The organism is Rothia sp. BD8 (assembly GCF_044878465.1).
GTDB classification, from domain to species: Bacteria; Actinomycetota; Actinomycetes; order Actinomycetales; family Micrococcaceae; genus Rothia; species Rothia kristinae.
The window spans coordinates 31,232-53,602 of sequence record NZ_JANJES010000012.1; the positions used below are offsets into that span (position 1 = coordinate 31,232).

Here is a 22,371-nt window from a genome sequence, read left to right on the forward strand (position 1 = left end):
AATCGATGATTCGGCGCGGGGGGGGTCAGGCGAGGAGGGTCAGTCAGGCGCGGGGCGCTCGGGCGCGGGCCCGGCTGCGGGGGCCGAGGACGGCGGCGCCGGCCAGGGCGGCCACCGCGGAGCCGGTGAGGATGCCGATCTTCGCGGCGTCGTTCAGGGCCGAGCCGGGCTCGAAGCCCAGCTCCGCGATCAGCAGGGAGACGGTGAAGCCGATGCCGGCCAGCAGGGACACCCCCACCACGTCCAGCCAGCGCAGGGACGGGTCCAGGCGGGTGCCGGGCAGGCGGGTCACCAGCCAGGTGGCTCCGGTGATGCCCACGGCCTTGCCGAGCACCAGCCCCAGCACCACGCCCAGGCCCGCGGGGGAGGTGGCGGCCTCGGCGAAGCCGGACCATCCGCCCACCGCGACCCCGGCGGACAGGAACGCGAACACGGGCACGCACACCCCGGCGGACAGGGGGCGCAGGTGGTGCTCCATGGCCTCGGCGAGGCTGTGCCCGGCGTCGTCGGGGGTGCGCCGCCCGGGCAGCACCGGCACGCACAGGCCCAGCAGGACCCCGGCGATGGTCGCGTGGATCCCGGAGCCGACGAACAGCGCCCAGACGAGGAAGCCCAGGGGCAGCAGGAGCAGCCAGGTGGCCCCCACGCGGCGCAGGAACACGGCCTGCAACCGCTGGGCGAGCAGGGCGTAGGCCAGCAGCGGCAGCACGGCCAGGCCCAGGTAGAGCAGGTGCACCTGCTCCGTGTAGAACACGGCGATGATGGTGATGGCCAGGAGGTCATCCACCACGGCCAGGGTCAGCAGGAACAGCCGCAGCGCGGAGGGCAGGTTCCGCCCGATGACGGCGAGCACGGCCACCGCGAAGGCGATGTCCGTGGCGGTGGGCACGGCCCAGCCGCGGGCCGCCTCCGCGGGGGAGTCCGGCATCATCGCGGTGACGCCGAGGAAGATCAGGGCGGGTACGATGACCCCGCCGACCGCCGCGGCGACCGGCACGAGGGCCTTGCCCGGATCCCGCAGGTCCCCGTCGAGGATCTCCTTCTTCAGCTCCAGGCCCACGAGGAAGAAGAACACCGCCAGGAGCCCGTCCGAGGCCCAGTGCCCGAGGGACAGGTGCAGGGGCAGAGGCCCGAGGTCGACGTCGAGATGGTGATCCCGGACGCCGAAGTAGGTCGGGGCGAGGCCGGAGTTGGCCAGGATGAGCGCGGCCAGGGTGGCCAGCAGCAGGAGCGCCCCGCCCGCGGCCTCGCTGCGCAGGAGGGAGCCGAGGCGGGAGAGGAGGGCGGGCGGCGTCGGGGAGTCGGCGGTCATGGTGCTCGCTTTCGCGGTCGGCGTCCGCTGGGGACGGGTGAGACGAGGATGCGCGGGGTCGCCCTGCGCCGCAGGAGACGTCCGCGCATGCCGACCAGACTTCCCGGCACACCGACCAGCGAGCTTACCGAATCTCGGGGGCGTGGACCAGGGCCGACGGCGGGAGGGCGGGTCGTGCCCGGGGAGAGGCGTGCGGGACGGGGTCCGGGTGCTGGGGCATAATCGAGGGGCGCGCAGCAGCGGAGGATCACGAGCAGAGGGGAGCGGCGCTATGGCCACCGGCGTGGGTGAGGGCAGCGATCGGGAGCCCCGGTGGCTCAGCCCCGAGGAGCGCGACGCCTGGCTGTGCCTGTCCGCGATCATGTTCCAGCTTCCCGGTCAGCTGGAGAACCAGCTGCAGCGGGACTCCGGCCTGGGCTTCGTGGAGTACATGGTCCTGGCGATGCTCTCCGAGGCTCCGGAGCAGCGGCTGTCCATGTCCGATCTGTCCGCGCAGACCTCCACCCGCCTGGCTCGGCTCTCCCGGGTGGTCAAGCGCCTGGAGGAGCAGGGCTTCGTGCGCCGCTCCACCTCCACCGTGGACCGTCGGGTGACCCTGTGCCACCTGCTGCCGGTCGGGCGCGAGGTCCTGGAGGCCGCGGCCCCCGGCCACGTCGAGCAGGTGCGCCGCTCGGTGTTCAACCACCTGACCCGCCGCCAGGTGACCCAGCTGGCCGGCATCGGCGAGGCACTGCTGGGCGGGAAGCCCTCCGCGGTGATCAACGCGCAGCTGGAGCGCGGGCAGCATCCGCGCCTGGGGCAGGCCTGCCCGGGGGGCGACGCCGAGAGGTGACGCCCCGACGTCGCCTTCTGTGACGAACCCCTAGCGGAAATTTCATTGATCGGTAAAGTAGCCGACTATGAGCTACCGCAACGAGACCTCGACTTTCCGCGCCTCCTTCGGGCTGCTCCTGCTGCGTGTGGTGCTCGGCATCGTCTTCCTGATGCACGGCTGGCAGAAGATCCACACGTGGACGGTGGACGGCACCGCCGCGAACTTCGCGCAGATGGGCGTGCCTGCCGCCGAGCTGTCCGCGGCCTTCGCCGCCTACCTGGAGTTCATCGGCGGCATCGCCCTGATCGTGGGGCTGCTCAGCCGCCTGGCCGGGCTGCTGCTGGGCCTGGAGATGCTCGGCGCGATCTACTTCGCCCACGCCTCCGCCGGGTTCTTCGCCAGCGACGGCGGCTACGAGTTCGTGCTGGTCCTGGCCCTGGGTGCGCTGGCGCTGGCCTTCACCGGGCCGGGCCGCCTGGCGATCTCCGGGGCCTTCGAAGGCCGTCCTGGGGCGAGCCTGCTGGCCTGAGCGGACCCTCCCCGGCGGGGCAGCGAATCCGCCGCATCCGACCGCCGCTTCCGACCGACGCTTCCGTCCGCCGCGCAGGGCGGCACCCTGATCCTCGCATCGGGGTGCCGCCCTGCGGTGCGTCTGGGGTCAGAACGGTCCGCCGTCATCGGCGTCATCGACGCTGCGCTCCCGACATCGGATATCGAGCATCGGGCGGCGGCGCGGTGCACACCGGTGGAGAAGGTTATCCACAGGTGTGTACAACATTGTGAACAACTCGAAGACGTCTGCGAGTGCCGATGCGCGCATGTCTTCCGCGCCCGCCGCGCCCCGCCCGCTGCGGGCCCTCGGCCCCGGCGAGGGTGTTCGAACGGTGACCCACCTCGCACGAAACACACCGCTGTCATTTCACAGCGCCTGTGGATGGGACGGTGGAGAATCGGATACCCGCACCCCCGCGTCCGCGGTGCGCGCCCGGTGCGGGCCCGGTGCTCGGCCGGCGGGGTTCTCCGGATCTCTCTGGGGGATCTCGGTGCTCCGAGGGCGTCTGGCTACCGGGGGCATCCCCCGGAATTCCGCGGAAGATCGGGGATCCGGGGGCACGTCTGGGGGCGAGGAGGGTTCCGTGGCTCGGGGGCCGCGCCCTCGGTGACGCCCCGATCCCCGGCCGCGCGCCTCCCGCTGATCGGATGCCGCGCTGCGTCGCCGTTATCCACAGCCGTCCACACCCCCGACGTCGGAGGCGGCCCGCGGTCGACCCGTTGTGCACGGAGTTTTCCACAGGTGGGGATATGTCGGGGGATGAGGGGACCGGATCGGTGTGGAACGGGCCCGCAGGGGCGCGTCGTCGGGAACCACATCGGTGTGAGTTCTCCACGGGTGTGGACAGCCCCTGTGGACAACCCGGTGGACACCCCATCCCCACCCACCCCACTCATCCCGCCCGCCCCCGCTCACCCCAGCGTTTCGTCCCGGCCGGAGGCGGGCCCATCCCCCTCACCCCCGATGTCGCACGGCGGCGCTTCCGCGGTGATGCGTACTACAGTGAGGCCTGAGTCGGTCGCGAGGATGCGGCCTGACCTCCCCTGCGGCCGTCGCACCGGCGCCGCGCGGGGAGCCCGTGACGAGGGGTGCCGCCCGTGGGCGGCTGAGACAGACCCTTGGAACCTGATCTAGCCAGCACTAGCGGAGGGACGTCACCATGACGCACTTCACCACGTCCGGAGACCCCCGGGAATCCCGGAACCTCCCGAACTCCCAAGCCCCCGACGCCGCATCGCACCGCGGCCCCGATACCCCCGGCTCCGCCCCCGCCGGGGAGGCGTCGGCCTCCGACCTTCCCGCGCGCGTGGCCGCGGCCGTGGATGCCGTGCGCGCTCGCGGCCCCCTGGTCCACGCCATGACCAACTCCGTCGTCCGGGAGATCAGCGCGGACGTGCTCCTGGCCGTCGGCGCGTCCCCGGCGATGGTGGACCACCCGGAGGAGGCCGGCGTCTTCGCGGGCCTGGCCGACGGCGTCCTGGTCAACGTGGGCAACCCCTCCGACGAGAACCTGCTGGCCTACCGCCGCGGCATCGCCGGCGCCCGGGATCACGGGGTGCCGTGGGTGCTGGATCCGGTGGCGGTCGGCGTGCTCGAACCGCGCACCGGCTTCGCCCGGGAGGTCCTCGAGCTGTCTCCGGCGGCGATCCGCGGCAACGCCAGCGAGGTTTCCGCTCTCGCCGGGAGGGGCGCGGGCGGCCGCGGGGTGGACGCCACGGACACCGTGGAGTCCGCCCTGGAGGCGGCCCGCGCCCTGGCCGAGCACACCGGCGCGGTGGTGGCCGTGTCCGGGGAGCGGGACCTGATCGTCTCCGCGCACCGGGTCACCCGCCTGGTCAGCGGGCACCCGCTGATGCCCCTGGTGATCGGCACCGGCTGCGCGCTGGGCGCGGTGGTCGCCGCGTACCTGGGCGCCGTTCGGGAGGTGACCGGCACGGGCGGCGGGCAGGCGAAGTCCGCCTCCGACGGCCAGGACGCCGGATCCTCGCCAGAGGTCGGGCCGGAGATGGGCGCTGGACCTCGGTCGGAGGCAGGATCCTCGGCGGGGACCGGCTCTTCTCAGGGCTCACAGTCCCCGGATGCCGCCGCGCCGGGCCGGGAGACGCCCGTTCGCCTCGATGCCCACGACGCCGTGCTGGCCGCCCATGCCCACCTGGGGGCGGCCGGGATCCTGGCTGGTCGCGAGGCCAGGGGGCCGGGCTCCTTCCGCGTCGCGTGGCTGGACGCGCTGCACGCACTGGACGGCGCCGGCGTCGTCGAGCTGGTGGGGATGGAGGAGCTGGCATGATCCCGGAGGGCGTGGACCCCGCGCTGTACTTCATCACGGACACGGCCCTGTGCGGCGGGCCGGAGCGGGTGCCGCACGTGGTGTACGAGGCCGTGGCCGGGGGTGCGGGGATCGTGCAGGTGCGGGATAAGCACGCCGACGACGCCGCATTCCTCGCCCTGGCCCGCGCCTGCCGGGACGCGGTGCGCCGGGCGGAGGACGCGCTGGGGCGCACCGCCGCGCTGGTGGTCAACGACCGCGTCGGGGTGGCCGAGCGCTTGGGGTTGCACGTGCACGTGGGGCAGTCCGACGCCTCCCTGGCGGTGGCCCGCCGGGCCGTGGGCCCGGAGCGGATGGTGGGCGTGTCCGCCTCCACCGCGGAGGAGGTGCGCGCCGCGGCGGAGTCCGGGGTGGCGGACCTGGTGGGGATCGGCCCCGTGTGGGCGACCCCCACCAAGACAGACGCCGCAGCGCCCCTGGGTCCGGAGGGCCTGGCCGCGCTGGCCGGTCCGGCGCGGGCCGCGGGGCTGGTCGCGGTGGGCATCGGGGGGATCCGGGCGGATCGCCTGCCGTTGCTGCGCGGGGCCGGGGTGGACGGGATCTGCGTGGTCTCGGCGATCGCGGCGTCGGAGAACCCCCGGGCTGCGGCTCGAGAGCTGCGGGCCGCCGTGGTGGACGAGGGCGTGCTGGCCGCGGCGGGCAGCGCCGCCCCGGCCGCGCGGAGCGAGGGGGCGGCGTCGTGAGGCGCCCGGCGGTGGCCCTGAGCGTGGCCGGCTCCGATCCCTCCGGCGGGGCCGGGATCCAGGCGGATCTGAAGACCTTCCACGCGCTCGGGGTGTACGGCACGGCGGCGATGACGGCCCTGACCAGCCAGAACACGACGGGGGTGCGCGGGGTCCACCCGGTGCCGGCGGACTTCGCGGTCAGCCAGGTCGAGGCCGTGCTGGATGACCTCCCGGTGGATGCCGTGAAGACCGGGATGCTGGGGCAGGCCGAGGTGGTGGAGGCGCTGGCGCAGCTGTTCCGGCGGCGTCGGACGCAGCTGGGGACGCTGGTGGTGGATCCGGTGATGGTCGCCACCAGCGGCGATCCCCTGCTGGCCGAGGAGGCCGAGGCGGCGCTGCGGGAGCTGCTGGTGCCGCTGGCGGACGTGATCACCCCCAACCTCCCGGAGGCCGCGCGCCTGCTGGGCGGCGGGGCGGGGGAGGCCCCCGCGGCCGATGATCTCGCGGGGATGCGGGAGCAGGCGCTGGCCCTGCTGGAGCTGGGGCCGCGGATGGCGCTGCTCAAGGGCGGGCACCTGGACGACGACGCGGCGTCGGAGGGTCGGGCCGTGGACGTGCTGGCGGTGCGCGACGAGTCCGGGGCCCCGGCGCGGACCGTGGAGCTGTCGGCCCCGCGGGTGCCGACGCGCAACACCCATGGGACGGGGTGCACGCTGTCCTCCGCGATCGCGGCCCACGCGGCCCGGGCGGCATCGGGCGAGGCGGCAGCGGGTCGGCCGGCCCTGGGGGACGCCCAGCTGGTGGAGGCCGTGCGGGAGGGGAAGCGGTTCCTCTCCCGGGCCCTGCACGACGGCGCCGCCTGGCGGCTCTCCCGCACACCCCAGGCGGGGCACGGGCCGGTGGACCACCTCTCGCAGGTGCTGCGCTGAGCGCGGCGCGGCTCACCGGGGGGCGTCGCTGGTGGACCGCTTCGTGCGTTCGGAGCTGGATCATCCGGTCCCGGATGCACGAAACGGTCCCGGAGCTGGGGTCGGAGGAGCGGAGATGACGAGGAGACGAGGAGAAGATGGGGACGCGATGGAGCTGAGCGTGCTGGACGAAGACCGCTGGGGCGCGGGGGAGCACACCGGGCACTGGTGGGCGCAGGCCCGGACCATCCGGGAGCGGGTGCTGCGCCTGCCGTTCCTGCGGCAGCTGGCCGACGGGAGCCTGGATCCCGGGGCGTTCGCGGAGTACCTGCAGCAGGACGCCTTCTACCTCGCCGAGTACTCCCGGGCCCTGGCCCTGCTGGCCGCGAAGGCGCCGTCGGCCGTGGCGGGAGCGTTCTGGGCGGGCAGCGCGCACACGGCCGTCGAGGCCGAGCAGGCGCTGCACGGGCAGCTGCTGTCCGACCCGCTGCTGGCGGATCTGCCGCGCCCGCAGGCCCCGAGCCCGACGACGCGCGGGTATATGCACTCCCTGGTGGCGGCCTGCGCGGTGCGCCCCTACGCGGTGGGGGCCGCGGCGGTGCTGCCCTGCTTCTGGATCTACGCGGAGGTGGGCCTGGCCTTATCCGGCGGGGCGCAGGAGGTGGCGGAGCATCCGTTCCGCCGGTGGGCGGCCGAGTACGGCGACCCGGAGTTCGCGGCGTCGGCCCGGGGCGCGGTGGCCCTGGTGGAGGAGGCGGCCCGCGAGGCCTCAGCCCCGATGCGCGAGCAGATGCGGGAGGCCTTCCTGGATGCCTGCCGGTGGGAGGAGCTGTTCTGGGACGCCGCCCACCGCCGGGAGGTCTGGACCCGCTGACCGGTCCTGTCGCTCATCCGGTTTCGGGACGGGTTCGTCGTTTCGGGACCGGAATATCCCGTCCCGAAACGACGAACCCGGCCCGAAATCCCAGACGCGGGCGGCGGGCGGGGCGCTCAGGGGTGGGTGAGGGCGGCCCGGATTCGCCGGATGTCCGAAGGGGTGGTCCGGCAGCAGCCGCCGATCAGTCGGGCGCCCGACGCCGCCCACCCGGCCGCGGCATCGGCCGGGGAGGCCGGACCGGGGGCGGGCTCCCAGGATTTGGTGACCGGGTCGTAGCGCTCCCCCGAATTGGGGTAGGCCACCAGGGGCTTGGCCGTGCCCCGACGCAGCGCCCGCAGGGCCGGGGCCACGCGGGGGATCGGCAGGCAGTTGACCCCCACGGCCACCACCTGCGGGGACTCCTCGAGCAGGGCGGCGATCTCCGGCAGGGCGGTGCCGTCGCACAGCACGGGCGCGGCGTCGTCATCAGCCCGGGGCCCGCCGCCGCCCGGCACGGACGCGGTCCCGCCGTCGGAACCGCCCCCGTCGGCCTCAGCCTCGCCGTCGGACGCCTGCCGCACGGACAGGCTCACCCACGCCCGGGCGTCCGGGAACTCCTGCGCCAGCTGCCGCACCAGGGCGCGCACCTCGCCGACGTGCGGCATGGTCTCCAGGGCCAGCGCCTCCGCACCCGCCCCCAGCAGGGCCCGCAGCCGCGGTCGGTGGAAGTCCCGGAACTCCTCCTCGCTCAGCTGGTACCGCCCCGTGTACTCGGAGCCGTCCGCCAGGTACGCCCCGTACGGTCCCACGGACCCGGCCACCCACCCGTCCGACGCCGCCGCATCCCGTGCTTCGCGTGCGAGTGTGACGGCGCGTTGCAGCAGCGCGTCAGCTTCCGACGCAGACCATCCCGCCGCGGTGAAGGCCGGTATGTTCGCCTGGTACGTGTTCGTTGTCGCCACCTGGGCACCGGCCCGGTAGTACGCCTCGTGCACGGCTCGCACCGCTTCCGGATGCTCAGCCAGCGCCGTCGCGGACCACAGGGGCGTGGAGGTGTCCACCCCCAGTCCCTCCAGCTCCGTGGCCATCGCGCCGTCCAGGATCAGGGGCGCGGAGGCCTGGGTCAGGGCGGTGGGGAAGGGCTGGCGGGGCATCGCGGCTTCCTTTCGGGGACGGTGCGCAGGTGCTCCCGACGCGGCGCGGGAGGGTTCTGCACGCACCCTACGCCGATGCCGCCCGGATCGTCCCGCCGCGAGTCCGCGGTGCGTTCGCCGTGAGTCCGCAGCGCGTCGGCGGCAGGCAGCCGAGCCGGAGATCGGCGCGGCGGCGGGACAGGCAGGTTCGGAGAACGGAGAGCAGGATGAGCTCAGAGCGGGCCCCCGAGGGGGCCGGGTCGTCGGGAGTCAGCGCCCCAGAGATCGCCGGCGCGACGCCGATGTCCGATCCGGTCGGGCCGGGGGAGGCGGCCCCTGAGGCGGCGGCCCCGGGGGAGGGGACGGCCCTGCACCGCGGGATGACCCAGCGGCACCTGCTGATGATCTCCCTGGGCGGGGTGGTCGGCACGGGCCTGTTCCTCAGCTCCGGGTACACCATCTCCCAGGCCGGCCCGGCCGGCACCATCCTGGCCTACGGGGTGGGTGCGGTGCTGGTCTACCTCGTGATGATGTGCCTCGGGGAGCTGTCCACCGCGATGCCGTGGACCGGCTCCTTCCACGTCTACGCCACCCGATTCCTCGGCCCGGGCACGGGATTCACCGTCGCCGTGCTGTACTGGCTGACCTGGACGGTGGCCCTGGGCAGCGAGTTCACGGCCTCCGGGCTGATCATGCAGCGGTGGCTGCCGCAGGTTCCGGTGTGGGTGTTCTCCGCGGCGTCGATCCTGCTGATCGCCGGGATCAACCTGTGCTCGGTGCGCATCTTCGGGCGCACGGAATCCTGGCTGGCCGGGGTCAAGGTGGTGGCGATCGTCGCATTCATCCTGCTCGGGGCGGCGGCGATGGTCGGCCTGCTGCCGCTGCACGACGGCTCTGCGGCGCCGTTCTTTTCCGAGCTCACCGCCGACGGCTGGTTCCCCCACGGCCTGCCCATCGTGTTCACGACGATACTCGCCGTGAACTTCGCGTACTCCGGGACCGAGCTGATCGGCGTCACCGCGGGGGAGGCGCAGAATCCACGGCAGGCGGTGCCGCGGGCGATCCGCGCGGCCCTCTGGCGGCTCGTGGTCTTCTTCCTCGGGGCGATCACCGTGATCGCCGCGCTGATCCCGTACCGGGATGCCGGGGTCGTGGAGAGCCCGTTCGTCACCGTGCTGCAGCGGATCGGCGTCCCGTATGCCGCGGACGTCATGAACCTGGTGATCCTCACCGCCATCCTCTCCGCCGCCAACTCCGGGCTGTATGCCTCAACCCGCATGCTCTGGTCGCTGGCCCAGCAGGGCATGGTGCCGCGCTTCCTCGGCGTCACCACCGGCCGCGGGGTGCCGGTGCGGGCGACCCTCGTGAGCCTGGTGGGAGGACTGCTGACCCTGCTCTCCTCGGTGCTCGCTCCCGGCAGCGTGTACCTGGTGCTGGTCTCCATCTCCGGGTTGGCGGTCATGCTGGTGTGGGTGGCGATCTGCGCCTGCCAGCTCGTGTTCCGATGTCGCTACCTCGCCGCGGGCGGGCGCCTGGAGGACCTGCCCTACCGCACCCCGGGCTACCCGGTGGTCCCGGTGCTGGCGCTGGTCCTGACCGCCGCCTCCTGCGTGCTGATCGTGTTGGACCCGGAGCAGCGGCCCGCCCTGTTCTGGACGGTCCCCTTCGTCGCGATCTGCTACCTCACCTGGTTCCTGGTGGGCAGGGCCCGACGCCGCGCGGAGACGGGGAGCGGAGAAGCGGGGGAGGCGGCGGTCGGCTGACCCGCGCCGTCGGCTCCCGGGCTCACGCCACTCCCAGCGCTCGCAGGCCCGCGCAGACGGCCATCGCCAGGACCACGCAGGCCAGCATCGGGGCCTTGAGCAGGGCCGCCAGGATCCCCGTGCCCGCCCCGATGATCCGCGCCGAACCCACGACCTCCTGGCCCTCGAAGAGCATGGTCGTGGCCGCCACCGCCACGATCAGCACCACCGTCGCCCGGTCCATCCACAGCCGCGCCGGTGACTGGCTCAGCTCGTGCGGGGACACCGCGGTCGCGGTCTCCCGGGCGGGTTCGGCCTCGTCCTCCTGCGCCGTCGTGCGGGCGGACAGCGCGCCGATCTTCACCCCCAGGATCCGCATCAGGTAGGTGCCGCCGGCCAGGCCCGCCAGGGCCGCCAGGAACGCCGCCGGGCTCATGCCGCACCTCCCGCCGTCGCGCGGCCGTCCCCGGCGTCGGGCCGCCGACGACGCCGGGCGAGCACCTTCAGGAAGGCGGCCGCCGGGATCAGCGCGAGCAGGGAGGCCACGGCCCCCAGCCCCAGCGGCAGCACGGGGGTGGCCGCGACCGCCAGCAGCGCGCCGCCGGCCGCCGTCACCCCCAGGAAGGGGCTGCGCAGGTCCTGGACCACCAGGCAGAACAGGATCACCGGGAACGCCGCGTCTAGCCCCAGCCGGTCCGCGTCCACCACCGATCCCAGCAGCTGGCCCAGGGCGGCGCCGCCCACCCATGCCGGGAACAGGACCACCGCCATCAGGACGAAGCGCTGCCACCGCTCGGTGCGATCCGCCCCTGGGCGCGCGAAGGCCGCCGTCTCGTCATTGGCCAGGTGCGCCGCCAGGTACTGGCGCACACCCCGCGGAGCGTACTCGCCGATGCTCAGCCCGAAGGCGAAGTTCCGGGAGTTCACCAGCAGGCCGCCCAGCACCGCCAGGATCGGGGCGCCGCCGGCGGCCACCACCCCGACGAAGGTCAGCTCCGCGGCACCGCCGATCGCCAGAGCCGCGAGCATCACCGTCTGCCACAGGGGGAAGCCCGAGGCCTGGGACAGCGCCCCGTAGGACAGGCCCACAGCCACCAGGGTCACCCCGATCACCGCGCACTCCCTGCGCTGGGCAGGAGCGACCGCCGGGAACCACGGTCGGCCGGAGCTGGGCACGGATCTCATATTTCGTATCGTGCTATATCCACTGGCCGCCGTCACATCGGGGCGACGCCGCCCGGCCCCGATCCAGGCCCCGGCCCCGATACCGCGCCGTCACGTGCTCGTGATCCGCAGGCGGTAGGGTCGTGAGCCACATCGCACGCACCCGCCGAGACCCGGAGATCGCCATGGCCGACACCGACACCGACACCGCGCAGACCGCCCCCACCCGCGGGGCCGGAGACCGTCTGCTCACCGCCGTGGAGAAGCTCGGTAACAAGCTGCCCGAGCCCTTCACCCTGTTCATCATCCTGTTCCTGATCACCGGCGCCATCTCCACCGTCATGGCCCTGAGCGGGGCCGAGGTCACCATGCCCGGCTCCGACGAGAAGCTCGCCATCAAGGGCCTGTTCACCGGGGAGGGCATCGCCTGGTTCACCTCCACCATCGGGGACAACTACATCGGATTCCCGCCGCTGGTCACCGTCGCCACGATCCTGCTCGGCATCGGCATCGCGGACAAGACCGGCTTCCTCTCCACCGCCATCCGCCTGGGCATCGGCAACGCCCCGCGCTGGCTGCTGCCCTACGCCGTCGCGTTCGTGGGCGTGTCCGCCTCGATCATGGCGGACTCCTCCTTCCTCGTCGTCCCGCCGCTGGCCGCCCTCGCCTTCAAGGCCGTCGGTCGCCACCCGGTCGCCGGGCTCCTGGGCGGCTTCGCGGCCGTCAACGCCGGGTTCTCGACGGCGGTGCTGCCCACCACCCTGGATGCGCTGTTCGCCGGGATCACCAACGCCGTGATGCCCAACGTCCCCCAGGTCGCCCAGACCGCCACCACCGTCACCCCGCTGTCCAACTACTGGTTCAACATCGCCTCGTCCCTGGTGCTCACCGTCATCTGCGGGTGGCTGATCGACAAGGTGCTCGAGCCGCGCCTGAACCGGCAGCAGGTCCCCCAGGAGGAGAGCGGCGACCCGGTGGATCCCGCCCAGCCCACCACCCGGCAGATGCGCGCCGTCGGCGGGGAGGACGCCTTCGTCCCCGCGGACCAGTTCGACCAGACCGGGCCCGTCACCGCGCAGGAGAAGAAGGGGCTGGTGTGGGGCGCCGTCGCCCTGGCCGTCGTCGGGATCGCGATGATCGTGTTCGCGCTGCTGCCGGCCTCCCCGTGGCGCAACGACGACGGCGGATTCCTCCCCAAGTCACCGCTCATGGACTCGCTGGTGTTCATCATCTTCGCGCTGTTCGCGGTGGGCGGGTACGTCTACGGGCGCGTGGCCGGGGTGGTGCGCGGCATGAAGGACGTGCCGACCATCATGGGCCTGGCGCTGAAGGACCTCATCCCGTTCCTCGTCATCGCCTTCGTCCTCGGGCAGTTCGTGGCCCTGTTCAACTGGTCCGGGATCGGCTCCTGGACCGCCGTCAAGCTCGCCACCGGGCTGCAGGACGCGGGGATCACCGGCTTTCCGATCGTGGTGCTGTTCATCCTGCTGTGCTCGCTGCTGAACCTGTTCATCACCTCCGGCTCCGGGATGTGGACGCTGATGGCGGCGGTGTTCGTGCCGATGTTCGGACTGCTCGGGTACGAACCGGCCTTCGTGCAGGCCGCGTTCCGCATCGGCGACTCCGCGACCCAGGTGGTCACCCCGCTGTCGCCCTACCTGGTGATCATCCTGACCATGCTGCGCAAGTACGAGCCGAAGGCCGGCCTGGGCACCGTGATGGCCCGGCTGGTGCCCTTCGCGATCCTGTTCTGGATCGGGTGGTTCATCGTCCTGTGCGTCTTCTACTTCTTCGACCTGCCCCTGGGCCCGGGCGCCGGCATCATGATCGGCGGGTGAGCCGGGCGTCGGTCCGACTCCGGCGTCCTCGCCGACGCGAGGCGGGGCTTTCGTTCCCACCCGGGCGCCTTCTCCGAGGCGAGGCGGCGCTTTCGTTCCCACCCCTTCCGCGACCCGGCGCATCCGTTCCCACCCCTTCCGCGACCCGGCGCATCCGTTCCCGAAAATCGGTTTTTCGGGAACGGATGCGCCGGGTCGGCGTCGGGAGCGTGGGGTGCGGGAACGGATGCGCCGGGTCGGTGCCGGGTGGGCGAGACCCGGGGCGCCGTCGTCATGGTTAGCCTGGTGCGCATGGGAGCAGAAGCGAGCACTCCGGACGCCGGGCATGACTTCCCCGTGGAGGATCCGTTCCGGTGGTGTGTGCGCTCGCCGATCCTCAAAACGGTGCTGGTGGTGATGGTCGGGGTGCTGGCGGACGCGGCGGCGAGGACGCTCACGGCCTGGACCGGATCGGTCTGGGCGGACCAGATCACGCTGTGGGTCCTGTGGTGCGCGGGTGCCTATCTGCTGACCCGCATCTTCCGCGCGTCGGATGAGTCGAACCTGCCGCGGCCGTGGTGGAAGATGACCGGGCATCCCACGGCGAGCTTCATGATCGGCCTGCTCCTGCTCCTCGGCGTGCTCACCGGGAACGGCTGGTACTTCGCCCGCCCGCTGCCGGAGCAGCTCATCCTGCTGCTGCCCACCGCGCTCGCGGTGCTGTGCCTGCACTCCTCGTATCGGATGGGCGGGTTCCGCATCGGGGCGCCGAGCGGGACGCGCTGAGGGCGCCGTCGTCATCCCGGGACACCTTCCGCTGGTGGCGGAAGCCCCCGGGGGCCCTGGTGGAGCGCGGGCGGCGGCGCTAGCCTGGGAGGCGGTTCTATAAGCTGGATCACCGAAAGGATCGACATGGCTGACCAGTACACGCTTCCCGATCTCCCGTACGACTACGCCGCCCTCGAGCCGCACATCTCCGCGCGGATCATGGAGCTGCACCACGACAAGCACCACGCCACCTACGTCAAGGGCGCCAACGCCGGGCTGCAGAAGCTCGAGGAGGCCCGCGCCAACGGCGACCTCGCGTTCGTGAACCAGCTGGAGAAGGACCTCGCCTTCAACCTCGGCGGCCACGTCAACCACTCCATCTTCTGGAACAACCTCTCCCCGGACGGCGGCGACAAGCCCACCGGTGAGCTCGCCGCGGCGATCGACGACTTCTTCGGCTCCTTCGACGCGTTCAAGAGCCAGTTCACCGCCACCGCCACCGGCATCCAGGGCTCCGGCTGGGCCGTGCTCGCCTGGGACTCCATCGGGCAGCGCCTGAACCTGTTCCAGATGTACGACCAGCAGGCCGGCAACATCCCGCTGGCGCAGACCCCGATCCTGCAGCTGGACATGTGGGAGCACGCCTTCTACCTGGACTACCAGAACGTCAAGCCGGACTACGTCAAGGCCTTCTGGAACATCGTGAACTGGGCCGACGTGCAGCAGCGCTTCGACCGCGCCCGCACCCAGACCCAGGGCCTCATCGTTCCGTAAGGTCCCCGCGTCCGTCTCCGTGACGACGTCGGAGCCCCGTCCCGCCGAGCCGCGCGCTCGGTGGGACGGGGCTCCGGTTCTTTAAGGGGCGACCCGGGGGCGGTGCCGCGGACCGGATCGTGCAGCGCGGGCCGGATGATCCGGCACCGGACGCACGATCCGGTACGGCGGGTGAGCGCCGGGGTCAATGGCGGCTGACGGCAGTGCCCGGTACCCGCGGCGTCGGCCGGGTTACTGCGGGGGCGGGGCGGAGTCGGCGAAGGCCAGGGAGTCGTCGTAGCGGTACAGCCGCGGGGGGCGATGAGGGGTGCCGGTCAGGCGTCGGCCGGTGTCGATGACGGCACGGGAGGCGGCCACCCGGCGTCGGAAGTTCGCCGGGTCCAGGGCCCGTCCCAGGATCGCCTCGTAGACCTCGCGCAGCTGCGCCAGCGTGAACTCCTCGTCGAGGAAGGAGTGCGCGACCCGCGAGTACTCCACCTTGGCGCGCAGCCGCGTGAGCGCGTAGTCCACGATCTCCCGGTGGTCGAAGGCCAGGCGCGGCAGCCGGTCCACCGGGAACCACCGCACGTTCTCCTCCTCGAGCACCTGCGCCGCCTGCGCGGAGGGCACCGACGCCCAGTACACCACCGAGACCACGCGCTCGGCCGCGGCATCCTCCTCCGCTGATGCCCGCGACGCCGTCTCGGAGCCCGACGCCGCTTCGGCATCGTCCGCCGGGGCGGGGGCCTGTCCCCGGTGCACCCGACCGAAGGCGTAGAGCTGCTCCAGGTAGCCGGGAACCAGCCCGGTCGCGTCCCGCAGCATGGAGGCCGCGGCCTCCTCGAGGGACAGCTCCGGGGGCAGGGGGCCGCCGGGCAGGGCGAACAGCCCGCGGTAGGGCGCGCGGATGCGCCGCACCAGCGGCAGCCACAGCCGCAGCCGACCGTCGGCCGCCGCGGACCCAGCCCCGGCCGCGCCGGTATCGGACGCCGACGCCGCGGCATCGGCCGCCTCGCCCCCGGCCTCGGCAGCACCAGCCTCAGCAACCCCGGCCGCAGCCTCGTCGGGCCGCAGAGCCAGGATCACCGTGGAGACGGCCAGCTGCACCGGGGCCGACGCCGCCCCGACCGGCCCACCTGCCCCGGCCAAGCCGGGCGCCGTCCCCGCCTCATCGCTCACAGCTTCGCTACTTCTTCAGCTCGCCCATCTCGTCCCAGCCGTCGCCGTCGACCTGCCGGGAGATGATCTTGGGCGTCTGGGTGATCAGCGGGTACAGGTCCTTCATGGCCTTCTGGAAGTGCTCGGAGTTCACGTGGGCCTCGGCGGCGTCGTCTTCGAAGGCCTCCAGCAGGACGTACTCGTTGGGGTCCTCGACGCTGCGGTTCCACAGGAACCACTTGTTGCCGGGTTCCGCGCGGGTGGCTTCGGTGAACTCCCGGACGTGCTCCATCCAGGTGTCGGCGTGCTCGGGCTTCACGGGGAAGCGGACGACGATCGAGATCATGGGGTCCTCCTCGGGTCGGTGATGGTCTCCTTCCATCGTGGCACGCCCGGCCCGTGGGACAATGGGGCGCATGAGCACCGCCACACCCGCGCCGCTGGTCCGCTTCCTGCCGACCCACCGCGACGTCGTCAGCGCCCAGACCGTGCTGCCGGGGGTGGAGGCTTCGCAGGTCTGGGATCTGGTGTCCCGGCCGCGGCGCCACGCCGAGCTCGACGGCGGCGGGAACGTCCGCGGGCTGATCGACGGCCCGGAGGCTCCGGAGGTCGGGCAGAGCACCGTGCAGCGCATGCGCCTATACGGCATCCCCTACCGGATGCGCGCCACCGTCATCCGCCGGGAGCCCGAGCGGACCTTCGCGTGGGTCATGCCCGGCGGGCACACCTGGGCCTGGGAGATCCTCCCCGCGGGGGACCCGGAGGGGGACAGCGCGGAGGCGATCACCGTGCGCTGCACCTTCGACGCCGCGGCGGCCCGCGTGCTCGGCCTCCCCCTGGCCCCGCTGTATCGACTCGACGGCGGATTCGCCCGCAACCGCCGCTCCATCGCCCTGTCCCTGGCCCGCCTGCACCGGACCTTCCCGCCACGCGGCTGACCTCTCGGCGGCCCACCCGAATCAGAAGGAGCACCCATGAAGATCCTGCTGCCCATGTCCATCGAGCTGGATGCGCAGACGCTGCCCCTGGAGCCGGGCGACGTCGTCGCCGGGTACGACCCCACGCAGCCGGTGCGCGAGGAGGACGCCGACGCCGAGGTCCTGGTGGTCTGGGGCAACACCGACGACCAGCTCGCCGACGCCGCACAGCGCCTGACCGACCTGAAGCTCATCCAGGCGCTGCTGGCCGGGCCGGACCAGATCAAGAAGGCCGGCTTCGGCGAGGATGTGGTGGTCTGCGCCGGCATCGGCCTGCACGACCGGACCGTCTCCGAGCACGCCCTGGCGCTGTCCCTGTCCCTGGTCCGCTTCCTGCCCGAGCTCGCCAGGCGCCAGGAGCGCCGCGAGTGGGCCTCGGAGCTTGGCGGGGCGCAGCCGCTGCACCCGGAGGGCGCGCCGATCACCACCCTGCTCGACGCGCACGTGACCATCTGGGGCTTCGGCTCCATCGGGCAGACCCTCGCACCGCTGTTCACGGCCCTGGGCGCGAAGGTCTCCGGCATCGCCCGCTCCACGGGGGAGCGCGCGGGGTATCCGGTGGTGGCCACCGAGGAGAAGAACGAGCTGCTGGCCCGCACGGACCTGCTGGTCATGATCCTGCCCTCCGGTGAGGCCACCGCGGATTCCCTCGACGCAGCGGTGCTGAAGACCCTCCCGGATACCGCCTACGTGGTCAACGTCGGCCGCGGGTCCACCGTGGACGAGGCCGCGCTGATCGAGGCCCTGGAGGAGGGGCGGATCGCGGGGGCCGCGATCGACGTCGCCAAGACCGAGCCGCTGCCGGCCGAGGACCCCCTGTGGGGCGCCCCGCACCTGATCATCACCCCGCACGCGGCCGGCGGGCGCCCGGTGGGCGCGGAGGAGCTGATCGGGCACAACCTGAAGGCCCTGCGCGGCGACGGCGAGTTCCGCAACCGCATGTAGCCGCCGACGCCGGGTCCCACTTCCGCGAGACGGCGCTCTCGTTCCCGACGCGGGCGCCCCTCTGCAACGACCCGGCGCTCTCGTTCCCTGCACGGGCACCCTTCTCACGCGAGACGGCGCATTCGTTCCCGAAAACGCGATTTCCGGGAACGAATGCGCCGTCTCGCGGAGGGGTGGGTACGGATGCGCCGTCTCGCGGAGGGGTGGGAACGAGAGCGCCGCCTCGCCGACGTCGACGTCAACGGGGACGCCGACGCGACCAGACCCCCCGGCGGCTCAGCGCGCCGTGGCCTCCGGGGCGCCGGCGGCCGGGACCGACATCGTTCGCGGGGCCTGGGCGGCGGGCAGGTGACGGCGGTAGAAGGCCACCGCGATCCCCAGGCACAGCAGCGCCACCACGGACCCGCCGGCGAACATCAGCGGGTAGGTCAGCCACGTGTTGAGCATGGCCAGGGTCGCCGGGATGAAGAAGCCCAGGTAGGTCAGGGAGTAGTACACGGCGGTCAGCCCGGCCAGGTCCTCCGGTCCGGCGATGCGCTGCACCTCCTGCAGCCCGGAGACCAGCAGCATCCCGTAGGCCAGCCCCAGGGCGGCCGCGGCCAGGATGGCGACGGCGGGGTCGTGGGTCGCGGCGGCCCAGGCGGCCAGGCCCATGCTGGGCACGGTCGCGGCCAGGCCCACCACCACGCCGCGGGCGGAGCCCGGGTCATCCAGCTTCTTGCCGACGGACTGGATGCCGATGCCGAATCCCAGGGCGATCAGGCACAGCAGCCCGGAGAAGCCGACGTCGAGCCCGTGGGTGCGCGAGCCCATCAGCCCGGGCAGCACCGCGTAGGCGCAGCCGGCGCAGCCGAAGACCCACGGCGCCATCGGCACCACGACCCACAGGAACCGCCGGTGCGTGGCGGCCGGGATCTTCAGGTCCTCGGCCAGCGGCGCCGGGGTGGCCTGGCGGGCGTGGGTCTCCGGGGCGCGCAGCACCATCAGGAAGCCGATCGCGGTGACGAGCAGGTGCACCAGGTACGGGGTCTGGGCCTGCAGGGGGCCGAACTGCGCCAGTGCCGCGGCCACCGCCGCCCCGAGGCCGAAGCCGGCGGTCAGGGCCATGGAGGAGCGGCGGGCGCCGGCGGACTCGTCGGCCTCGGGGTCGTAGGGTGCGCCGGAGAGCTCCTTGATCCAGGAGCCGCCGACGACCATCACCAGGCCCAGGGCCAGGCCGGAGAAGATGCGGCCGAGGAACAGCACGGCGGGGGAGGAGGTCCCCACTCCCAGCAGGATGGAGGCGATCATCGCCAGCACCGGGGCCGGGACCATCAGGGGGCGCCGACCGTACCTGTCGGACATCGGGCCGCCGATCAGCAGGGCGGGGATGATGCCCAGCACGTAGGCGCCGAGCAGCACGTCCACCGCGCCGGTGGACAGCCCATCCAGGTCCTTGTACATGATCAGCAGCGGGGTGAACTGGTTGCCGCCCCAGGCCACGGCGAACAGCGCGGCGGCGACCTTCAGCCAGTGCGGGATGCGCGGGCGGGCCGCACCCACGGGCACGACGGCGTTGGCCGAGGTGGCGGGGTGGTTCAGCTCGGGGCGGGCGGTGCCGGCGGGGCGGGCGCCGTCGGCCGCGTCGTGGGCGGCGGCACCGGTCTGGGGATCGGCCGGCGGCGTCGCGGCGGCGGTGACGTCGTGGGTGGTGGCGGCGGTCTCGGCGGACACGCGGGTTTCCTTTCGGGGCGGCGGTGCGGTGGGGGATGGCCGACGACGTCGGCGGCCGGGTCCCGCGCGGGCGGCGCGGGAAGTGCGGGGGCGCCGTCCCGGAAGACGGCAGGGCTCGGGGTTCGGGGCGGGGATTACGGGGCGCCAAGCAGGCGCTCGTGCACGGTGGTCAGGTGCTCGGTCAGCGCGGTCTCGAAGGCGCCAGGGTCCCCGGCGCGCACGGCGTCGAGCAGGTTCCGGTGCCCCTCCAGCACGGTGGCGGAGCGGCGGTCGTCGCGCCAGACGGCGCGGGCGGACATGCGCCGCTGCCGGTCCGCGAGGCTGAGGTAGAAGGTGGTGATCAGCTGATTGCCGGCGGAGGCCACCAGGTGCTGGTGGAACTGGGCGTCGGTGGCGACGAAGTCGTCGTGGTCCTCGGCGCGGCGGGCGGCGTCCTGCCGGTCCAGGATCTCGGCGAGTTCTGCGGCGACCTGCTCCTGCTCCCCGGCGGTGACGATCTGGCGCACCGCGTGGGATTCCACCATGATCCGGGCCTGCACGACGTCGCGGATCTCGTGGGGGCCGACCTGCCGGATCAGGGCGCCGCGCTTGGGGTAGAGGGTCATCCACCCTTCGGTCTGCAGGCGGATGAATCCCTCGCGCACCGGGGTGCGGGAAACCTCCAGCGCCGCGGCGATCTCGCCTTCGGAGATCAGCTCCCCGCCCTCGAGGTCGTGCTCGAGGATGCGGGTCTTGACGTGCTGGTACACCAGGTCCGCCGCGGAGGCGCCGGTGGGGCGGGCGGGAGCGGTCTGGGCGGTCATGGGAGCCTTCCGGGGGATCGGCCCGACGAGGTCTGGTGAGCCTCACGAGCACAACTTAGATACAAGTTGCATCATAGTCTCATCGCGCCGCGAAGCAACCCCCGCCTCACCGACGGGATCGCCTCCGCTGTCCGGCCGGTTCCGCGGCCCTGGGTGCGGCCCCTGGGTGCGGGGCCCTGGAGCCGGGACGCTGAGGGGCCCGGCCGCCGGCAGGCGATGCCCCGCGGCATCAGGCCATGAGGGCTGAGATGACCAGCAGGGCGGGGACCGAGGCGAGGGTGGACAGCAGCACGATGTCCCGGGCCAGGGAGACCTGCTGGTCGTACCGGGAGGCGAAGTTGAACAGGTTCTGCGCCGTCGGCAGCCCACCCAGGACGGTCGCGGCGAACAGGTCGTGCGGGGCCAGGTGGAAGGCGAAGCGGCCCAGGAGGTAGGCCGCCACCGGCATCATCGCGACCTTCAGGCCCACGGCCAGCAGGGTCTCCGTCCGCTGGCCCGGCACGGCGAGCGGTCGGCTGCCGCGCAGGGACATGCCGAAGGCCACCAGGATCAGCGGGATGCCGGCCCCGCCGAGCAGGCGCAGCGGCTCGTGCACGACGTCGGGGACCGGAAGCCCCAGCAGGTTCACGATGATCCCGGCCGCCGAGCCGAGGATCAGGGGGTTGCGCAGCGGCTGGGTGGCGATGGTCCTCAGCCTCACCTGCCCGCGGGAGACGACGTCGAGCACGGCCAGGCACAGCGGCGTGGCGAAGATCAGCTGGAACAGCAGGATCGGGGCGACCTGGGCCGGGTCCCCGAAGATGTAGGTGGCCACCGGCAGGCCCATGTTGTTGGCGTTGAGCAGCCCGGCCCCGACGGCGCCGACGGTCACCCGGGCCACCCCGCGGCGCAGGATGAGTCCGGCGACCAGCGCGTAGAGGCCTGCCATCGCGGCGAAGCTGATCGCGGCCACCGGCAGGCGCCCGGAGAAGATGACGTGCAGGTCCGTGCCGGCCAGGGTGGTGAACATCAGGGCGGGCAGGGCCACGAAGAAGGCGAAGCGGTTCAGCTGCCATCCGGCGCCTTTGCCGAGCACCCCGGAGCGCTCCACGGTGTAGCCGATGCCGACGACGACGCCGATGATCGCGAACCCCTCGAGCACCCCGAGCATGGGCGGCCCCTTTCCTCCTGGTGAGCGCGGCGACGTCGGCTCCTCGCCCTCGAGTCTAGGGGCGCGGGGTGTGGGCCTGCTGCCGCGTTGAGAGGGAGGCGCGATGCCGCTTCCCGCGCTGCCCCGTCCTCGGGTCCTGACTGCGCCGGGTCTCAGACGCCGGTGTCGGTTTCCTCCTGGAGAGGACGACCTACCCTGAAGAGTCCCAGACCCGTACCATGTCTCTCAGCACTGATGACCAGGGCCGACATGCCAGTGTCGAAGAGTGACGACGTACGCTGCGTTCGGATGCGCCTTCCAGGGCGACGGAGGATGATCTTGTTGCCGGATCTTCTGCAGAGAACCCCGGGTTCGTTATTCGCTCCTGAGGTCAGGCGCTTTCCTGGCGAGGCCTCGCGGCGCCAAGAGATGGAAGGGGCGTGATGGACCTGGGCTGGTTCGATGCGCTCACCTTCATCTGCGCCGCGGCCATCATCATCAGGAATCGGGTGTGCAAGAAGAAAGGTGTCGAACCGATCGATCATCGACTGTTCAGGAAGGTCGTTCCCTGGGGTGATCCGCGGATTGTCGGCTCTTCACGAATGAGGGTGTAGCGCGGGTCTGAACCCTCCGGCTTCGAGCAGCGACCGAGCGATGTAGTGGGTGAGGTTGCGGAAGCCCAGAGCGGAGCCGCGAAGGTGTTCGAGTCGCCCGTTGACGGCCTCCGTAGGACCGTTGCTGGTGCCAGGTCGGTCGAAGAACGCGAGAATGTCAGCGGCGCGTTGCTTCAGCGTCCGGCCGAGCTTGCGCAGCTCGACGAGCGGGGTCGGGACCC

Annotated in this window: 22 protein-coding genes and 1 riboswitch; of the genes, 12 read left to right on the forward strand and 10 right to left on the reverse strand. The window is 72.8% G+C overall.

All coding sequences use genetic code 11. From position 1 onward, the window contains the following. Positions 1-43: 43 nt before the first annotated feature. Positions 44-1,312, reverse strand: coding sequence for a Na+/H+ antiporter NhaA (gene nhaA / locus NQ707_RS09130; protein ID WP_404435542.1), 1,269 nt, complete (start codon positions 1,310-1,312; stop codon positions 44-46). Between the two features lie 271 nt (positions 1,313-1,583). Here nhaA and NQ707_RS09135 point away from each other — a divergent pair, with 271 nt between their 5' ends. From NQ707_RS09135 to NQ707_RS09160, 6 genes are all read left to right on the forward strand, one after another. Then, positions 1,584-2,144 carry a MarR family winged helix-turn-helix transcriptional regulator gene (locus tag NQ707_RS09135; RefSeq protein ID WP_404435544.1) on the forward strand — a complete coding sequence of 187 codons (561 nt, stop codon included), beginning with the start codon at positions 1,584-1,586 and terminating at the stop codon, positions 2,142-2,144. Between the two features lie 67 nt (positions 2,145-2,211). Then, a complete protein-coding gene (locus tag NQ707_RS09140) occupies positions 2,212-2,655 on the forward strand; it encodes a DoxX family protein (RefSeq protein ID WP_100464980.1) in 444 nt (147 codons plus the stop codon). Positions 2,656-3,753: 1,098 nt separating this feature from the next. Further along, a riboswitch (TPP riboswitch) is annotated at positions 3,754-3,848 on the forward strand. After that, positions 3,839-4,966, forward strand: coding sequence for a hydroxyethylthiazole kinase (thiM, locus tag NQ707_RS09145; RefSeq protein ID WP_279752141.1), 1,128 nt, complete (start codon positions 3,839-3,841; stop codon positions 4,964-4,966). It overlaps the preceding riboswitch by 10 nt. Further along, on the forward strand, positions 4,963-5,688 hold the full coding sequence (gene thiE, locus NQ707_RS09150) for a thiamine phosphate synthase (RefSeq protein WP_279752140.1): 726 nt from the start codon (positions 4,963-4,965) through the stop codon (positions 5,686-5,688). The genes thiM and thiE overlap by 4 nt, the downstream gene beginning before the upstream one ends. Positions 5,689-5,699: 11 nt before the next feature. After that, the gene (thiD, locus tag NQ707_RS09155) at positions 5,700-6,599 is read left to right on the forward strand and encodes a bifunctional hydroxymethylpyrimidine kinase/phosphomethylpyrimidine kinase (RefSeq protein WP_217995746.1); all 900 of its coding nucleotides are present in this window, start codon (positions 5,700-5,702) and stop codon (positions 6,597-6,599) included. A gap of 148 nt (positions 6,600-6,747) precedes the next feature. After that, a complete protein-coding gene (locus NQ707_RS09160) occupies positions 6,748-7,452 on the forward strand; it encodes a TenA family protein (protein WP_404435547.1) in 705 nt (234 codons plus the stop codon). 116 nt (positions 7,453-7,568) lie between these two features. Here NQ707_RS09160 and mmuM read toward each other — a convergent pair whose 3' ends face one another. Then, positions 7,569-8,588: a homocysteine S-methyltransferase gene (mmuM, locus tag NQ707_RS09165; protein WP_404435549.1), complete on the reverse strand. Its 1,020-nt coding sequence runs from the start codon at positions 8,586-8,588 to the stop codon at positions 7,569-7,571. Positions 8,589-8,794: 206 nt separating this feature from the next. Between mmuM and NQ707_RS09170 the strand changes: the two genes are divergently transcribed. Then, positions 8,795-10,330 (forward strand): amino acid permease, encoded by a 1,536-nt coding sequence (locus NQ707_RS09170; protein WP_404435551.1) that lies wholly within the window; start codon positions 8,795-8,797, stop codon positions 10,328-10,330. Between the two features lie 22 nt (positions 10,331-10,352). Here NQ707_RS09170 and NQ707_RS09175 read toward each other — a convergent pair whose 3' ends face one another. Beyond that, positions 10,353-10,745 (reverse strand): AzlD domain-containing protein, encoded by a 393-nt coding sequence (locus NQ707_RS09175; protein ID WP_129358075.1) that lies wholly within the window; start codon positions 10,743-10,745, stop codon positions 10,353-10,355. Then, positions 10,742-11,494, reverse strand: coding sequence for an AzlC family ABC transporter permease (locus NQ707_RS09180; protein WP_081101675.1), 753 nt, complete (start codon positions 11,492-11,494; stop codon positions 10,742-10,744). Before NQ707_RS09180 ends, NQ707_RS09175 begins: the two co-directional genes overlap by 4 nt. 122 nt (positions 11,495-11,616) lie before the next feature. Between NQ707_RS09180 and NQ707_RS09185 the strand changes: the two genes are divergently transcribed. The 3 genes from NQ707_RS09185 to NQ707_RS09195 all read left to right on the forward strand — a co-directional run bounded on the left by NQ707_RS09185 (position 11,617) and on the right by NQ707_RS09195 (position 14,832). Beyond that, the gene (locus NQ707_RS09185) at positions 11,617-13,311 is read left to right on the forward strand and encodes an AbgT family transporter (protein ID WP_318247408.1); all 1,695 of its coding nucleotides are present in this window, start codon (positions 11,617-11,619) and stop codon (positions 13,309-13,311) included. Between the two features lie 291 nt (positions 13,312-13,602). Then, complete coding sequence (locus NQ707_RS09190; RefSeq protein ID WP_129358073.1) at positions 13,603-14,076, forward strand: hypothetical protein; 474 nt, start codon at positions 13,603-13,605, stop codon at positions 14,074-14,076. A 126-nt stretch (positions 14,077-14,202) separates the two neighbouring features. Beyond that, a complete protein-coding gene (locus NQ707_RS09195; protein ID WP_058731487.1) occupies positions 14,203-14,832 on the forward strand; it encodes a superoxide dismutase in 630 nt (209 codons plus the stop codon). A gap of 231 nt (positions 14,833-15,063) precedes the next feature. Here the strand turns inward: NQ707_RS09195 and NQ707_RS09200 are convergent, their stop codons facing one another. Both NQ707_RS09200 and NQ707_RS09205 read right to left on the reverse strand, forming a co-directional pair. After that, positions 15,064-15,990, reverse strand: coding sequence for an NrtR DNA-binding winged helix domain-containing protein (locus NQ707_RS09200; RefSeq protein WP_404435555.1), 927 nt, complete (start codon positions 15,988-15,990; stop codon positions 15,064-15,066). 7 nt (positions 15,991-15,997) lie between these two features. Further along, positions 15,998-16,315 carry a putative quinol monooxygenase gene (locus NQ707_RS09205; RefSeq protein WP_058731489.1) on the reverse strand — a complete coding sequence of 106 codons (318 nt, stop codon included), beginning with the start codon at positions 16,313-16,315 and terminating at the stop codon, positions 15,998-16,000. A gap of 70 nt (positions 16,316-16,385) precedes the next feature. Between NQ707_RS09205 and NQ707_RS09210 the strand changes: the two genes are divergently transcribed. Together NQ707_RS09210 and NQ707_RS09215 are read left to right on the forward strand one after the other, a co-directional pair. Beyond that, complete coding sequence (locus NQ707_RS09210; RefSeq protein WP_100464994.1) at positions 16,386-16,907, forward strand: SRPBCC family protein; 522 nt, start codon at positions 16,386-16,388, stop codon at positions 16,905-16,907. Positions 16,908-16,943: 36 nt separating this feature from the next. Continuing rightward, the gene (locus tag NQ707_RS09215) at positions 16,944-17,891 is read left to right on the forward strand and encodes a phosphoglycerate dehydrogenase (protein ID WP_058731491.1); all 948 of its coding nucleotides are present in this window, start codon (positions 16,944-16,946) and stop codon (positions 17,889-17,891) included. A gap of 276 nt (positions 17,892-18,167) precedes the next feature. Here the strand turns inward: NQ707_RS09215 and NQ707_RS09220 are convergent, their stop codons facing one another. From NQ707_RS09220 to NQ707_RS09235, 4 genes are all read right to left on the reverse strand, one after another. Further along, positions 18,168-19,604 (reverse strand): MFS transporter, encoded by a 1,437-nt coding sequence (locus NQ707_RS09220; RefSeq protein WP_318247409.1) that lies wholly within the window; start codon positions 19,602-19,604, stop codon positions 18,168-18,170. Positions 19,605-19,738: 134 nt separating this feature from the next. Beyond that, positions 19,739-20,407: a GntR family transcriptional regulator gene (locus NQ707_RS09225; protein WP_100464997.1), complete on the reverse strand. Its 669-nt coding sequence runs from the start codon at positions 20,405-20,407 to the stop codon at positions 19,739-19,741. A gap of 229 nt (positions 20,408-20,636) precedes the next feature. Continuing rightward, a complete protein-coding gene (locus tag NQ707_RS09230; protein WP_100464998.1) occupies positions 20,637-21,557 on the reverse strand; it encodes an AEC family transporter in 921 nt (306 codons plus the stop codon). Positions 21,558-22,132: 575 nt separating this feature from the next. Then, on the reverse strand, positions 22,133-22,371 hold a 239-nt coding region (locus NQ707_RS09235; RefSeq protein WP_404435558.1), incomplete at its 5' end, for a transposase.

Coding starts and splice junctions, on each gene's coding strand:
- mmuM (WP_404435549.1), bottom strand. CDS start 8,588: ATGCCCCGCCAGCCCTTCCCCACCGCCCTGACCCAGGCCTCCGCGCCC.
- NQ707_RS09225 (WP_100464997.1), bottom strand. CDS start 20,407: ATGACCGCCCAGACCGCTCCCGCCCGCCCCACCGGCGCCTCCGCGGCG.
- thiE (WP_279752140.1), top strand. CDS start 4,963: ATGATCCCGGAGGGCGTGGACCCCGCGCTGTACTTCATCACGGACACG.
- NQ707_RS09205 (WP_058731489.1), bottom strand. CDS start 16,315: ATGATCTCGATCGTCGTCCGCTTCCCCGTGAAGCCCGAGCACGCCGAC.
- NQ707_RS09195 (WP_058731487.1), top strand. CDS start 14,203: ATGGCTGACCAGTACACGCTTCCCGATCTCCCGTACGACTACGCCGCC.
- NQ707_RS09170 (WP_404435551.1), top strand. CDS start 8,795: ATGAGCTCAGAGCGGGCCCCCGAGGGGGCCGGGTCGTCGGGAGTCAGC.
- NQ707_RS09135 (WP_404435544.1), top strand. CDS start 1,584: ATGGCCACCGGCGTGGGTGAGGGCAGCGATCGGGAGCCCCGGTGGCTC.
- NQ707_RS09215 (WP_058731491.1), top strand. CDS start 16,944: ATGAAGATCCTGCTGCCCATGTCCATCGAGCTGGATGCGCAGACGCTG.
- NQ707_RS09175 (WP_129358075.1), bottom strand. CDS start 10,745: ATGAGCCCGGCGGCGTTCCTGGCGGCCCTGGCGGGCCTGGCCGGCGGC.
- nhaA (WP_404435542.1), bottom strand. CDS start 1,312: ATGACCGCCGACTCCCCGACGCCGCCCGCCCTCCTCTCCCGCCTCGGC.
- NQ707_RS09230 (WP_100464998.1), bottom strand. CDS start 21,557: ATGCTCGGGGTGCTCGAGGGGTTCGCGATCATCGGCGTCGTCGTCGGC.
- thiM (WP_279752141.1), top strand. CDS start 3,839: ATGACGCACTTCACCACGTCCGGAGACCCCCGGGAATCCCGGAACCTC.
- NQ707_RS09140 (WP_100464980.1), top strand. CDS start 2,212: ATGAGCTACCGCAACGAGACCTCGACTTTCCGCGCCTCCTTCGGGCTG.
- NQ707_RS09180 (WP_081101675.1), bottom strand. CDS start 11,494: ATGAGATCCGTGCCCAGCTCCGGCCGACCGTGGTTCCCGGCGGTCGCT.
- NQ707_RS09210 (WP_100464994.1), top strand. CDS start 16,386: ATGAGCACCGCCACACCCGCGCCGCTGGTCCGCTTCCTGCCGACCCAC.
- NQ707_RS09160 (WP_404435547.1), top strand. CDS start 6,748: ATGGAGCTGAGCGTGCTGGACGAAGACCGCTGGGGCGCGGGGGAGCAC.
- NQ707_RS09190 (WP_129358073.1), top strand. CDS start 13,603: ATGGGAGCAGAAGCGAGCACTCCGGACGCCGGGCATGACTTCCCCGTG.